The 12155-nt window shown below is 59.1% G+C and carries 10 protein-coding genes; 7 read left to right on the top strand and 3 right to left on the bottom strand.

Translation table 11 applies throughout. The annotated features are described in order from the left end of the window. Positions 1 to 5: 5 nt before the first annotated feature. The 3 genes from fdhA to FRZ40_RS38230 form a co-directional block, all read right to left on the bottom strand. Complete coding sequence (fdhA, locus tag FRZ40_RS38240; RefSeq protein WP_028366081.1) at positions 6 to 1208, bottom strand: formaldehyde dehydrogenase, glutathione-independent; 1203 nt, start codon at positions 1206 to 1208, stop codon at positions 6 to 8. A gap of 56 nt (positions 1209 to 1264) precedes the next feature. Next, positions 1265 to 2494 (bottom strand): M24 family metallopeptidase, encoded by a 1230-nt coding sequence (locus FRZ40_RS38235; RefSeq protein WP_147237664.1) that lies wholly within the window; start codon positions 2492 to 2494, stop codon positions 1265 to 1267. A 72-nt stretch (positions 2495 to 2566) separates the two neighbouring features. Further along, positions 2567 to 3697 carry an FAD-binding oxidoreductase gene (locus tag FRZ40_RS38230; protein WP_147237663.1) on the bottom strand — a complete coding sequence of 377 codons (1131 nt, stop codon included), beginning with the start codon at positions 3695 to 3697 and terminating at the stop codon, positions 2567 to 2569. Positions 3698 to 4283: 586 nt separating this feature from the next. Here FRZ40_RS38230 and FRZ40_RS38225 point away from each other — a divergent pair. The 7 genes from FRZ40_RS38225 (at position 4284) to FRZ40_RS38195 (ending at position 12076) form a co-directional block, all read left to right on the top strand. Further along, positions 4284 to 5009: a GntR family transcriptional regulator gene (locus FRZ40_RS38225; protein WP_051446788.1), complete on the top strand. Its 726-nt coding sequence runs from the start codon at positions 4284 to 4286 to the stop codon at positions 5007 to 5009. Between the two features lie 61 nt (positions 5010 to 5070). After that, positions 5071 to 6570: an aldehyde dehydrogenase gene (locus FRZ40_RS38220; RefSeq protein ID WP_147237662.1), complete on the top strand. Its 1500-nt coding sequence runs from the start codon at positions 5071 to 5073 to the stop codon at positions 6568 to 6570. Between the two features lie 4 nt (positions 6571 to 6574). Beyond that, entirely contained in the window at positions 6575 to 7468 is an 894-nt protein-coding gene (locus FRZ40_RS38215) for a dihydrodipicolinate synthase family protein (protein WP_147237661.1), read from the top strand. Positions 7469 to 7540: 72 nt separating this feature from the next. Further along, positions 7541 to 8812 carry an NAD(P)/FAD-dependent oxidoreductase gene (locus FRZ40_RS38210; RefSeq protein ID WP_240057458.1) on the top strand — a complete coding sequence of 424 codons (1272 nt, stop codon included), beginning with the start codon at positions 7541 to 7543 and terminating at the stop codon, positions 8810 to 8812. Between the two features lie 60 nt (positions 8813 to 8872). Beyond that, on the top strand, positions 8873 to 9760 hold the full coding sequence (locus FRZ40_RS38205) for an ABC transporter permease (RefSeq protein WP_028370873.1): 888 nt from the start codon (positions 8873 to 8875) through the stop codon (positions 9758 to 9760). After that, positions 9753 to 10868 carry a quaternary amine ABC transporter ATP-binding protein gene (locus FRZ40_RS38200; protein WP_147237659.1) on the top strand — a complete coding sequence of 372 codons (1116 nt, stop codon included), beginning with the start codon at positions 9753 to 9755 and terminating at the stop codon, positions 10866 to 10868. The genes FRZ40_RS38205 and FRZ40_RS38200 overlap by 8 nt, the downstream gene beginning before the upstream one ends. Positions 10869 to 11074: 206 nt before the next feature. Next, positions 11075 to 12076: a glycine betaine ABC transporter substrate-binding protein gene (locus FRZ40_RS38195; RefSeq protein ID WP_147237658.1), complete on the top strand. Its 1002-nt coding sequence runs from the start codon at positions 11075 to 11077 to the stop codon at positions 12074 to 12076. The last annotated feature ends 79 nt before the right edge of the window (positions 12077 to 12155 follow it).

Genomic DNA, 12155 nt, shown 5'->3' with positions numbered 1-12155 from the left:
TTTCGTCAGGCCGCAGCTTTCAGACTACCGTGAGGGTCGATAACAAACTTCTTGGGCACGCCGGAATCGAATTCGGCATAGCCGCCGGGGGCCTGGTCGAGTTCGATAACGGTCACGTTGACGACTTCGGCGATATTCAGCCGGTCCCATAGAATCGCCTGCATCAGATTCTTGTTGTACTTCATCACGGGAGTTTGACCGGTGAAGAAGGAGTGCGATTTTGCCCAGCCGAGGCCGAAGCGCACCGAGAGGCTGCCGTGTTTCGCGGCGGCATCCGTCGCACCGGGATCATCGGTCACATACAGGCCCGGAATACCAATCTTGCCGGCGGCCCGCGTGATCTCCATCAGCGAATTGAGCACCGTCGCGGGCGCCTCGGCCTGGGAGCCCGAGTGGCCATGACCGCGTGCTTCAAATCCAACGCAGTCGATGGCGCAGTCCACTTCCGGTTCGCCAAGCAGATCGGCAATCTGCCCGGCAAGCGACGCGTCTTCCGAAAGATCGACGGTTTCGAAGCCCACACGTCGCGCGTGTTCGAGTCGCGTTGGATTCACGTCGCCAACGATGGTGACGGCCGCGCCGAGTAGTCGCGCGGACGCTGCGGCGGCGAGGCCGACAGGACCTGCGCCCGCTACATAAACCGTCGAGCCGGGTCCGACGCCTGCCGTTACGGCGCCGTGATATCCCGTCGGCAGGATGTCGGACAGGCATGTGAGATCCCGGATCTTTTCCATGGCACGGTCCCGGTCCGGGAACTTCAGCAGATTGAAATCCGCATACGGCACCATCACGTACTCAGCCTGCCCGCCAATCCAGCCGCCCATATCAACGTAGCCGTAAGCACCGCCTGCGCGCGCCGGATTGACGTTGAGACAGACGCCCGTGTTTTGTGCCTTGCACATCGGGCATCGACCGCACGCCACATTGAACGGCACAGAGACCAGGTCTCCCTTCTTCAACGTCATGACGTCGGAGCCGACTTCAATTACTTCGCCAGTTATTTCGTGTCCGAGGACGAGCCCCGCAGGCGCCGTCGTTCTGCCACGAACCATATGTTGGTCCGAGCCGCAGATATTCGTTGCGACGACTCGAAGGATGACGCCGTGATTGGCTTTCCTCCCGGCAGGGTCGACGAGTTCCGGAAAGGCGATGTTCTGCACCTCGACCTTACCGGGGCCGATATAAACGACTCCACGATTGCCTGACATGCTGTCTCCTGATGTCATATGTAGATGGAATTAAGCGCGGTCCTGCTCGAGCAACATCACAGCCAGTCGGTCTCGAAGCTGCAATCTGTCAGAGAGACACAGCCGTTTTCTGCGAGCACCACCTGCTGTTCGAGCTTCACGCCCTGCGTCCCGCCTTCCGCGCCGATATAGCTTTCGACGCATACCGTCATACCGACCTCGAACAGGCCGTCGTAGCCCGCGCTCTCCCAGTCGACCTGGTGCGCGATCGACGGATACTCGTCGACCATCCCGATGCCATGCGCAAGACAGCAATATCGGTTCTTGACGTATTTGTCGGGAATCTTCCATGCCTTTTCCGAGAACTCGCGGAAGGTCATTCCCGGGCGCAGAATGTCCATATTGAAGTGGACCTGGGTATGGGCAAGCTCGTACAGTTTGCGTTGCTCATCGGAGGGGCGCCCGTCGCCCACCAGCCAGGTGCGCGAAATATCGGAGCAGTAGCCATTCGGTCCGACCATGTCTGTGTCGAATGCGAGGAGGTCGCCGGCTTGCAAAACCCTGCTTGAGCATTCGTGCATCCAGGGATTGGTACGGTCGCCGGACGCGAGGAGTCGTGTTTCGATCCACTCGCCGCCGTTCCGGATGTTCTCGTAGTGAAGATTTGCCCAGATGTCGTTTTCGGTCAGTCCCGGACGAAGCTCGCGACGCATGCGCTCAATACCTTTTTCGGCGGTGCGCAAAGACTCACCAATCAGAACGAGTTCGCCTGGTGATTTGATCAGTCGTGCCGTCTCCATCAGCGCCTGTCCGTCCAGCAGCGTAATGCCGTGCCTTTCCAGATACGCCGTGCCGAATGGGTCGAGCCGGTCCACTGCAAGCAGGCTGTCGGCAGGAGCGTGTTTCCGGAACACGTCGACTATTTCCGCTCCCCACGTCTCTGCGCGGCGCTCGGCTTCGTGGCCCGCATTGAAGAACGTCCAGCTAAGCGCGCCGCGTAACTCGACGTTCAGGTCCAGTCCGTCCCATACGTGCTCGCTGCTGTGAAATTCCCACGCGACGATGCGACCGTCAGCGAAGACCATCACGTACCGGGCTGGATTGCGGCCCGCCCAAACTTGCATGTTCGATGTGTCGGTTGCATATCGAATATTGACCGGATCGTATAGCAGGATTGCCGGGCATCTGTTTTTGCGTAGCTGTTCCTGTACCCGAGCCAGGCGATAAGCCCGAACGTCACGCAGGATGCTTTCCTTTCCACGCGTTTCGGTTTCGATGCCTGCATCTGACAGCTGGTCATCCGTCATGCTCTGTTGCTCCAGACGTTATTGTGAGTGTGGGTTACGCAAAATACGTTCGATAAAGCATCCCGGCGACCGTCAAAGCTCCAGCACCAGATCCGAGGTGGGGCGGCTGCAGCAAAGAAGCCGGAATCCCTTCTGAACCTCTCGCTCGCGAATTCCGCCGTTGTGATTCATGTCGACCGTGCCTTCAAGCACCTTCGTCTTGCACGTTCCGCACATGCCCTGACTGCACGACGACGGGATTGCCACGCCGGCTTTCTTTGCAGCGGAGAGCACCGTGTCAGATGCATTCATCGTGAATGTCTTCGACGAGCGGGAGAGCTTGATAGTGAAAGTCTCTTGAGTTGCGTCGCATTTCGGCGAAGCGGGCTCCGGCGCAATGCCCGCGCCGATGTCGAAACTTTCCTGGTGATAGCGGGCGGGATTGTGTCCGCCCTCTTGAAGCAAGGTGCGCACCGCGCTCATGTAGCCAGCGGGACCACACGTAAAAGCCTCGCGCTCGATGTAGTCAGGCACCCACTCGGACAGAAGCTGCAGGCTGAGCCGGCCTACACGTCCAGACCAGCCGTCCTCATCTCCCATTCCCTCGCACACGAAAAATGTTTTAAGGCGAGGAGACAACTCGGCGAGCCTCTGCAGTTCCTTTCGGAACACGATGTCTGCTGGTGTCCGCGCGCTATGCACAAACACGATGTCGCGGTCCAGGCCGAGATCGATACTCGCGCGTGTCATCGACATCAACGGCGTGACGCCCGAGCCTGCGGACAGATACAGCGACTTCACGGCTGGCGCGGCCGTCGGCGTGAAGCTGCCCGATGGTCCATATGCGCGCAACTGGGTACCGGGCTTCATGTTGTCGTGAAGCCAGTTGGACATGACACCACCCGGTACGCGCTTAACCGTGATGGACACCAGATAGGGCCGAGTCGGCGGCGACGAAATCGTGTAGCAGCGCTCGACTGGCTGTCCCTGCACGCTGGCCGATACCGTCATGAACTGACCCGGCTCGAAGCGGATGGGCGAGCCATCGTCGACACGAAATTCGAAGCTCTTCACGTCATGGGTCTCATCGACCACTCGACAGCAGGTCAGGGTCTTCTGCTCGCCGCTTGCCCAGTGGATCGCGCCGCGCTCCCATGTGCTTGCATCCGAGAGTCTGTCATTGGCTTCGGGCGCCGGGTCGAACATTCTTTCTACCGAGTTCATAGCATCAAATCAGTTAGGACGCCTTGCATTCATTCGCCTGCTAACCAGCGCGCGTGAAGTGCTCAACGTACATTGTCGTACTCGCGGATCAGGGAAAATCGGCGCGTCGCTCTGATCGTTCTTCTGATATTGGCTTCGCGCGAAATCACCACCTTTGCTGTGCCTTGAGTATTGGTGGCTTATAAATCAGCGTCAATGCGCTTTATTTTCGTGGCGCTATTACATTAAGTTATGCGTCGCGCGGAGACTCGATGGGCGGGACGAGATTCATCGACAGCGTCTGCAGCGCGCGGATTCAGCTGCGGCAGATCTCTTCTCTGCACTGAAAAGTGGTCAAGACCACGCCAGCGCCAACATCAGGCGCTCAGTAATTCGGTGCTTCCCGCTCTGCTAACGGGGAAAGAAAATTCCATGTAACACAAATATGGAAGAGGAAAGTCATCGAGCGAGTCACGACTGTGCCGCGCCGATGACATCACAGGCGTCGCCGGTTTGAGGGGGCAGCTCAGTAACTTCCCTGATTAGACTCATTGTCGGCTTGACGAATACAATTTGTAGACACAAGATAGTTGCAACAGGAGAGCGTATGAAGGCGAACGTCGTTGATATGGATCGCGAGGATGGGCAGGCAGCGTCCCTTGACCGCAAATCAGCACTGGGACAGGCATTGCGTCACCGCATTCTCAGCATGGAGCTGGCGCCGGGTGCGTCGCTGGATGAAGTGGCGTTGGCTGAAGAGTTTGGGCTGTCGCGTCCGCCCGTGCGCGAACTGATGCGGCAGATGGCGGCCGAGGGTTACATCGAGCTTGAGGCGAATCGCGCGGCGCGCGTTGCATCAATGAACTATGACTCGCTGCGCAACTATTTTCTGGCGGCGCCGCTGATTTATGTGGCGACCACCAAGCTTGCAGCCGTCCACGCGACGCAAGCCGAGATCGATGGCTTGAAGCGAATCCAGGAACGGTTTCGCGCAGCAGTGGAGGGCGTGGATGTAGACGAGCGGGTTTTGCAGAACGACGGGTTCCACCTTGCAATCGGAAAGATGGCTCACAACCCGTATCTGTTGCCGAGCCTTTGCAGGCTGCTGATCGACCATGCGCGGCTTGGCAAGACGTTTTATCAGCCGCGCGATAAACGAATGGACGCAGAGCTTGCGGAAGCGGTCCAGCAGCACGAGGACATCATCGACGCCATTCAGCGTCGCGATGCAGATACGGCCGGCGAAGTCGTGCGCGCGCACGTGTATCTGGCGCGGCGAAACATGGCGTCGTACGTCGCGCCTGACGGTGTTGATGTGCCGATCAATTTTTAGCCTTGCGAACCGAGACGTTTATTCGGTTCCTCATGAAACCGTGTGTCGATGAGAGACTGATATGACTGATTTGCTGTCCAGGAGCGACTACCAGAAAATCGCTCGTGAACTGAAGTTGCCGAGCCATGCTTTCATCAATGGGAAAGCATGCGCGGCAGCCTCCCGTGAGACGTTTCCGACGATCAACCCGGCGACGGGCGGACATCTCGCCGACGTGCCCGCTTGCGGAAAGGCGGACGTGGACGCGGCTGTCGCCAGTGCGCGTGCCGCATTCAATGACGGTCGCTGGTCCAGGCTGCATCCCGCTGCGCGCAAGCAGGCGATTCTCCGGCTCGCCGATCTCATCGAGAAGAACGCTCTCGAACTTTCAGTCATGGAGAGTCTCGACGCGGGCAAGACCATCTTCGACTGCCAGACCGTCGACGTGCCGGAAACGATCAACGTTCTGCGCTGGCACGCGGAAGCCATCGACAAAATCTACGACCAGGTTTCACCCGCCTCCGATAGCCACATATCGATGATCGTGCGCGAAGCAATCGGTGTCGTCGGCCTCGTCTTGCCATGGAATTTCCCGCTGCTGATGCTCGCGTGGAAAATCGGTCCGTCTCTGGCAGCGGGCTGTTCGCTCGTCGTGAAGCCTGCTGAAGAAACGTCGCTTACGACCATGCGGGTTGCCGAACTCGCGCTCGAAGCAGGGATTCCCGCTGGCGTCTTCAATGTCGTGACGGGCTCGGGCCCCGCGGTTGGTGAACCCATCGGCCGGCATCGCGACATCGATATGGTGTCGTTCACGGGTTCGACCGATACAGGTCGACGCTTTCTTTCCTATTCAGCGGAGAGCAATCTCAAGGAGATCGTGCTGGAAATGGGCGGGAAGAATCCCTGCATCGTGATGTCCGACGCGACCGACCTCGACGCCGTGGCAGGCCACATCGTCAACGGTGCGCTCTGGAACATGGGTGAAAACTGCTCGGCGATCTCGCGGCTCATCGTTCATCGCGACATCAAGGCACCGCTGCTCGATCGAATCATGAAGCTCGCCGATGAATGGCGCGTCGGCGACCCGCTTGACCCGGCCAACCGGATCGGACCGCTCGTTTCGCAGCAGCATTACGAGAAGGTGCAGTCGTATCTGTCGGACGATATCAACGTGCTTTATGGCGGACAGACGAGCGAAGGACGTTATGTCCATCCGACCATCATCGACGTCGCGAGCAACGACGCGACGCATGCGCGCGAAGAGATTTTTGGGCCGATCCTGTCCGTCATCACGGTGAGCAGCCTGCAGGAAGCAATCGACATCGCGAACGACACCGACTACGGCCTTGCCGCTTCCGTATTTGCCGGTAACGGCAAGCGGGCATTGCGTGCAGCACGCGCACTTCGGGCAGGCACCGTGACGGTGAATTCGTTTGGTGAGGGCGACATTACGACTCCGTTTGGCGGCTTCAAACAGTCGGGTTTCGGCGGACGCGACAACTCGCTGCATGCGCATGACCAGTACACCCAGCTGAAAACCATCTGGCTCGACCTGAACGACAACGACGCTGACGAAGAGTAACGACATGAAAGATTTTTCTTTTACTGGCATCAATCTGGCGATTAGTACTCCTTTCGATGAAAACGGCAAGCCAGACCATGGTCGACTGGAGCAGCTGATCGAACGATACCTCGCTGCAGGCATTCGCGGCTTCGTGCTCAGTTCGGGCACGGGCATGCATGTGTATCTGTCGCAAGAAGAGTCGAAGGCACTGGTTGCGTTCGGTGCGAAGGTGATCAATGGGCGGGCACGCATCATCGCGCAGACATCTGCGCTGCTCGTCGATGACGTAGTCGAGCGTACCCGTCATGCAGCAGACAGCGGCGCGGGCGCGGTCATGGTGCTACCGCCGTTCTTCGAAGGACCGACGGACGACGACGGCGTCTTCGAGTTTTACGGGGCCGTTGCGCGCGCCGGCCTGCCCATCATCGGCTACAACGTGCCGCAAGCCGTGGGTGTGGAAATCACGCCGCCGCTCCTGCGACGTCTCCATGAGATTCCCGAATTTCTTGCCGTGAAGGACAGCAGCGGAGATTTGAGCAAGCAGGCAGCGCTCGTTCGCACAGGGCTTCCGATGATGAACGGAGCAGATCCGCTCATGCCCTATGCGATGTATGCAGGCGTCCGTGGGCTCATCTGGGGCGGTGCGAACTTCGCGCCGAAGACGTGCACGCAGTTCGTCACGGCGGCCCAGGAACATCGCTGGGATGACGCGAGAGAGATTTGGCGCGTGCTCGAGCCGGCCATGTCTCTGATCTGGGAAGGCGACTACGTCCAGTCCGTTTATGCCGCAGCGGAGATGACCGGTTATGGCGCGGGCAATCCGCGTCGACCGCTCGCCCGGCTTTCCGCAAAGAAGGCCGACGCCTTGCGCAGCGCGCTCGGTGACCTGGTCGAGCGCGAAAAGCTCGCTGTTTAAGCAATTGGGCTAAACATCATGTACGTAGCGAGCAAACTTCCGCAACACCTCGGCCAATCAGGCTGGGTGTCCATGCTGCCGCCCAGGACCCCGCGCCCGCCGCTCAGCGGAACGGTGAATGCCGACATCGCGGTCATCGGTGGCGGCTTCGCGGGCCTGTCAGCAGCAAGACGTCTTTCACAACTCGACGCGAGCCTGAAGGTCGTCATCCTCGAGGCGGGGGAGATAGCAGAAGGTGCTACCGGGCGCAATTCGGGCTTCATTATTGACCTCCCTCACGAGGTTTCTTCTGAAGACTACGGTGGTTCCGATACCAGCGAGCGGCAGCACGATATCAAGGTTCACCGCATCGCAATCGCGCTTGCACAGGCGTTGGCCAACGAGAAGGGATGGGGCAAAGACATTTTCGACCCCTGCGGCAAGTACAACGTCGCGCTCGGGCTGCAAGGCGACAAGCATGTCGCGTCCTACGCAAAGCAGCTGGACAAAGTGAAGGAGCCATACAAGCTGCTCGATGCCAGGGAGATTGCTGCTGTGACGGGAACCGAATCCTTTACGTCGGCGATTTTCACGCCCGGCACAGTCATCATCCAGCCCGCAGCGTATATCAGGGGGCTGGCCGATTCATTCCATGACCGGGTGAAGCTTTACGAGAACACGCCGGCCTTGTCATTCGAACGACAGGGTGCATCCTGGCTGGTGAAGACGCCGAAAGGTGCTGTCAGTACAGCAAAAATTATCCTCGCGAACAACGGACAGGCACAAAGTTTTGGGCTGTTCCAGGGCCAGCTCCTGCATGTCTACACCTACGCGTCGATGACGGAAGCGTTCGAGCCGCAGCGGTTAGGCGGCCAGCGCTCGTGGGCGGCAACGCCGGCTTTCCCGATGGGGACGACCGTCCGCCGCGTCGAAGGTGCGAACGGAGACCGGATTTTGATTCGCTCCCGGTATACCTACAACCCTCGAATGCAGGTGAGTAAAAACGCGATTGCCAGAGCCGGCCGCGTACATGACCGTAAGTTCGAAGCACGTTTTCCGATGCTGAAGGGTATCCCGATGGAGTACCGATGGGCAGGCGCCATGGCGCTCACGTGGAACGGAGTTCCCGCGTTTGGGGAAATCGAGCCCGGCGTCTTCGCGGCGATTGCCTGCAACGGAGTGGGTGCGACGAAGGCGACGGCGTCCGGCATCGCCGCCGCTGAGGCCGCACTGGGGCAGGACTCCTGGCTGGTTCAGGTCTTCCGGGGTTTTGCCGCACCAAAGCGGCTGCCGCCTCAGCCTTTCCTGACGATAGGCGCGACGGCAAATCTCAGCATGAAGGAATGGTCGGCCGGAGCGGAGTAATCACCTTTCACGCCGCAAGCCAAAAAAGCGCTGGCGAAGGACTGAATGACGGAGGAATACATGGACTGGATAAACAAATTCCCACATATGCAGGACGAGGCGCTGCTGCACATGAAGCGTTCGATCGACGACAGCTTCCGCACATTCACGGCGGCATACGGCGACCCGATCGACAGCTTCTTCCATCCGCTGCAGGAGTTCCTGATGGCGGCAGAGCGCTTCATGACCCAGACGCCGTGGCCCATCATCATGTTGCTCGTGATGGTCATCGCATGGGGCGCAAGCAGGAACTGGAAGGTCGTGCTCGGGTGCTTCGTCACGCTGGCGCTTATCGGTTATCTCGACATGTGGCAAGACACGATGCGCACTGTATCGATGATTTTCGTGTGCACATTCCTGTCGATTGTCATTGGTTTGCCAATCGGCATTCTCATGGCGAAGTCGGACCGTGTGCGCAAGCTGGTCGATCCCATTCTCGACGTGATGCAAACCATGCCGAGCTTCGTCTATCTGATACCCGTCGTGATGCTGCTCGGTATCGGTCGTGTGCCTGGCCTCATCGCTGTGGTGATCTATGCGATCCCGCCGATGATCCGGTTGACCAATCTCGGCATCCGGCTGGTCGACCGCGACATTCTCGAGGCAGCCGACGCATTCGGCTCATCGGGCTGGCAACGCCTCCTGAAGGTGCAGTTGCCGCTTGCGTTGCCGACCATCATGGCAGGGGTCAATCAAACCATCATGATGGCGCTGGCGATGGTCGTCGTCGCGGCGATGATTGGCGTCCAGGGGCTGGGGCAGCCGGTTCTCAAAGCCATCGCGAACCAGTACTTCACGCTCGGTATCTTTAACGGTCTTGCTATCGTGGGTATCGCGGTCATCTTCGATCGCGTCAGTCAGGCATATGGCAAGCGGCTCCAAAAGCATCAGGAGGTGGTCCATGGCTGACATCCAATCCGGCGGCATCCGAATCCAGCATCTGTACAAGATTTTCGGACCCAGGGCCGCATCCCATGTCGAGGCCGTCAAGAACGGAATGTCGAAGGCCGAGCTGCTGAAACAGACCGGTCATGTCCTCGGTCTTCGAGACATCAGTCTGGATATTCCGGCCGGTTCCATTCAGGTCATCATGGGGCTGTCCGGTTCGGGCAAGTCGACGCTGATCCGGCACATCAATCGCCTCATCGACCCGACTGCCGGTGAAGTGCTGATCGGTGGGGTGGACGTCTGCAAGATGGGGTTCCGCGGATTGCGCGAATTCCGTCGGCGCCAGACGGCGATGGTGTTCCAGAAGTTCGCATTGCTTCCTCATCGGAACGTGCTCGACAACGTCGTCTACGGCCTCGAAATCTGCGGCGTGAAGCGCAATGCCTGCGTCGAGACGGCCATGCGCTGGATCGAGCGTGTCGGTCTCAAAGGCTTCGAGCAGCGGTTTCCGAACCAGTTGTCGGGCGGCATGCAGCAACGTGTCGGCCTCGCGAGAGCACTTGCGATGGATGCGCCTGTTCTCCTGATGGACGAAGCGTACTCGGCACTCGACCCGCTGATCCGCATGGACATGCAGACCGTGCTGCTGGACCTTCAGAAGGAGATCAGGAAGACGATTGTCTTCATCACGCACGATCTGGACGAAGCGCTTCGCCTCGGCGATCAGATCGCGATCCTTCGCGACGGCTGCATCATTCAACAAGGCACGAAACAGGACATCGTGCTGCGGCCGGCCGACGAGTACGTGACGAACTTCGTGAAGCAGGTGAATCGCGGGCGAGTCGTCTGTGTCGAGTCTGTGATGACGCCGTTGCGCGGGGGCGTTGCACCGGCTGCGAACCACGTTGCGGCGGGAACGACGATCGAGGAAGCGATTTCGATGCTCACTCTCAACCCCGCAATCGAGCAACTGACCGTCGTTGGTGCGGGAAATCGGCCGCTTGGCAGCGTGAACCTCCGTCAGTTGGCGTGCGCGTTGATTACTTCGGGAGAGGGCAGCGACGCAATCCGGATGCCAACCCTGGAGCGCGTTCGTACGGGTCCTCCCGTCGCAGTGTCCCGTGCATGAGTTCTCTCGAAGTGATCGATGCGGAATTGCTCAACGCGATCAACCGGGAAAGCCGTCGTCAGGAAGATTGTTGTTACGCAGGTGATTCAACAGATCAACGGCAATTGCCGTGAAGAACTAATTAGTAATCCGATGAAAGTGAAAGATCGGGAAGTAAATTTACCAACGCATACCGGGTAAGCTCCGGCAACTTTTTGGGAACTGCAATGAAACTGAAATTTCTAGGGGCGCTCGTCGCGGCTGGGATATTCTGCACCAGCTCGCAAGTCAACGCCGCCGGTTGTGGGAACGTGACGATTGCGAGCATGAACTGGCAGAGCGCAGAACTCGAAGCCGCTGTCGACAAGGTCATTTTGCAGGATGGTTACGGCTGCTCGGTGAATAGCGTTGTCGGCGATACAGTTCCGACGATTACGTCGATGGTGGACAAAGGAAAACCCGACGTCGTGCCTGAAGGCGCCATCGACCTGCTGCCAACGGTTGCGAAGCAGGGGCTCGACGCGAAGAAAATCATTCTGGCGGGCAATGTCATCAAGGAAGGCGCGGTGTACGGCTGGTACATTCCGAAATACGTCGCCGATGCGCATCCGGAAATCAAAACGATTGCTGATGCCCTGAAACACCCGGAACTGTTCCCGGACCCGGAAAATCCGGGGAAGGGTGCGATTTACAACGGGCCGCAGGGATGGGGCATCACCGTCAACACTGCGCAGTTGTACAAGGCGTTCGGGGCCGAGCAAAAGGGTTTCCGCCTGGTCGACACGGGTTCCGCCGCCGGTCTGGATGGTTCAATGGCAAAAGCCTACGAACGGAAGCAGGGCTGGCTCGGCGTCTACTGGGCGCCGACCTCGCTGCTCGGCAAATACAAAATGGTGAAGCTGAGTGAGGGCGTACCCATCGACCAGACCGAATGGAAGCGATGCACGACGGTCGCCAGTTGCCCTGACCCGAAGCCGACCGGCTGGCCGGGAAGCCGGCTGTTCACGCTGGTCTCGAAGCCCTTTGCCGATCGCGCAAGCCCCGAGGTCATGAAGTATCTGGATACCCGCACCTTCACGACGGCCGAGGTCCAGCAAGCGATGGCCTGGATGACCGATAATCAGGCTACAGGTGAGGACGCGGCGAAACACTTCCTGAAAGAGAAGCCGGAAGTCTGGACGAAATGGGTAACGCCCGCCGCAGCCGAGAAGATCAAGGCATCGTTGTGAACGCGGGACAATACGGTTTGCTCTTGGGTTTGGTTTGAGAGGCGAGTCTCCGGTGGGCGGCGTTTGCCGTCCACCGAAG

Source organism: Paraburkholderia azotifigens, assembly GCF_007995085.1.
GTDB lineage: Bacteria > Pseudomonadota > Gammaproteobacteria > Burkholderiales > Burkholderiaceae > Paraburkholderia > Paraburkholderia azotifigens.
Note: the sequence above shows the minus strand (reverse complement) of the source record. Positions and strands in the feature narration are given on the sequence as shown.

Bases quoted from the DNA above. Each gene is read 5' to 3' on its own strand.
- FRZ40_RS38205 (WP_028370873.1), top strand. From the start codon at position 8,873: ATGGACTGGATAAACAAATTCCCACATATGCAGGACGAGGCGCTGCTG.
- FRZ40_RS38230 (WP_147237663.1), bottom strand. From the start codon at position 3,697: ATGAACTCGGTAGAAAGAATGTTCGACCCGGCGCCCGAAGCCAATGAC.
- FRZ40_RS38225 (WP_051446788.1), top strand. From the start codon at position 4,284: ATGAAGGCGAACGTCGTTGATATGGATCGCGAGGATGGGCAGGCAGCG.
- FRZ40_RS38235 (WP_147237664.1), bottom strand. From the start codon at position 2,494: ATGACGGATGACCAGCTGTCAGATGCAGGCATCGAAACCGAAACGCGT.
- FRZ40_RS38200 (WP_147237659.1), top strand. From the start codon at position 9,753: ATGGCTGACATCCAATCCGGCGGCATCCGAATCCAGCATCTGTACAAG.
- FRZ40_RS38220 (WP_147237662.1), top strand. From the start codon at position 5,071: ATGACTGATTTGCTGTCCAGGAGCGACTACCAGAAAATCGCTCGTGAA.
- FRZ40_RS38210 (WP_240057458.1), top strand. From the start codon at position 7,541: ATGCTGCCGCCCAGGACCCCGCGCCCGCCGCTCAGCGGAACGGTGAAT.
- FRZ40_RS38215 (WP_147237661.1), top strand. From the start codon at position 6,575: ATGAAAGATTTTTCTTTTACTGGCATCAATCTGGCGATTAGTACTCCT.
- fdhA (WP_028366081.1), bottom strand. From the start codon at position 1,208: ATGTCAGGCAATCGTGGAGTCGTTTATATCGGCCCCGGTAAGGTCGAG.
- FRZ40_RS38195 (WP_147237658.1), top strand. From the start codon at position 11,075: ATGAAACTGAAATTTCTAGGGGCGCTCGTCGCGGCTGGGATATTCTGC.